Source organism: Bradyrhizobium guangdongense, from assembly GCF_006483445.1.
Classification (GTDB): domain Bacteria; phylum Pseudomonadota; class Alphaproteobacteria; order Rhizobiales; family Xanthobacteraceae; genus Bradyrhizobium; species Bradyrhizobium guangdongense_A.
In genome coordinates, this window is sequence record NZ_PPPT01000323.1 from 1 (window position 1) to 1,033 (window position 1,033).

A 1,033-nucleotide genomic window follows, 5' to 3' on the forward strand; every position below is an offset into this window, starting at 1 on the left:
GCGCGCGGGCAAGATCGGCCTGGGCTTCGGAAAGCTCCGCCGGCGCCTCGCCGATCATCGGACGGGTGTCATAGTCGAATCGCGGCATGACGCGGCCGTCGGCATAGAGGCCGAAATCCATCTGATACCAGAGCCCGAGATGCGGCTGGGCACGCCGCATGTCATCGCGCAATTCGCGCAGCAGCGGCTCGATCTTTCCGGCCTCTTCGACCGGCTGCCGGCCGCGGCGAAGGACGCTGGCCTGAAACTGGTTGCCGACGATCGCGACCTCGAAATGCGTCTTGTCCCAGGGGTTCTTGCCCTTGGGCAAATGTGCGGCGAGCCGCCAGCCGAGCTCGGCCATCATCGGATGGTTCGACCAGTAATTTTCGCGGTCGCTGCACCATTTTTCCATCCAGCGACGGAAGTCCGGCTGTTCGGACGCGCTTCCGGTCATTGTTTCGAGATCGTCGGTGCCGAGGCGCGCTGCGAGCCAGTGCGCCAGCTCGTCGGTCGTGTCATCCACATCCTCATGCGGCAGGAAATCGCTCCAATGGTCGTCGAATTTCTGCAGGGCGATTTTTGCGAGCAGACCTCGAAGCGATGGGGCGAGAATGTCGTACTGCCCTTCCGAGCCCAGCACCACGATCGGCGCATCTGACTGATCCGGTCCGGCACCATACCAGGCGCCGACCTCAGACCCTTCAGGCAATCGCATGAACAGCGCGAACTTGTCACGCAGCGGGCTGCCGTCGACGATCGGCGCGCCGTCGGAAAACTGTCCCATCAGCCCGTAGCAGCCGACGCTGCCCCAGGGCCGCCCCTCGAGCCAGCCGGCAAAGCCGAGCAGCAGCGGCGGTACCTCCGTGCCCGGCGGAAATGCCCTGCGAATGCTGTCGATATCAATGTGATAGGGTTGTTCGGACACTGGCGCCCCTGCCGAAGAATCTCTCGTGTCTTGGTCGCGCGGCCGGCCTGCCCGGTTCGAACCGATCCGCGTCCCGAAAACACAAACACGCGAGGCCGAAAATGGTTCGGCGCGAGGCGCAGGCGA

General features: G+C 64.3%; 1 protein-coding gene. It reads right to left on the reverse strand.

Features of this window, described 5'->3' with window-relative positions:
• Positions 1 to 907: hypothetical protein (locus C2U70_RS32460; protein ID WP_140982818.1), on the reverse strand; the 907-nt coding region annotated here is incomplete at its 3' end.
• Positions 908 to 1,033: the final 126 nt, after the last annotated feature.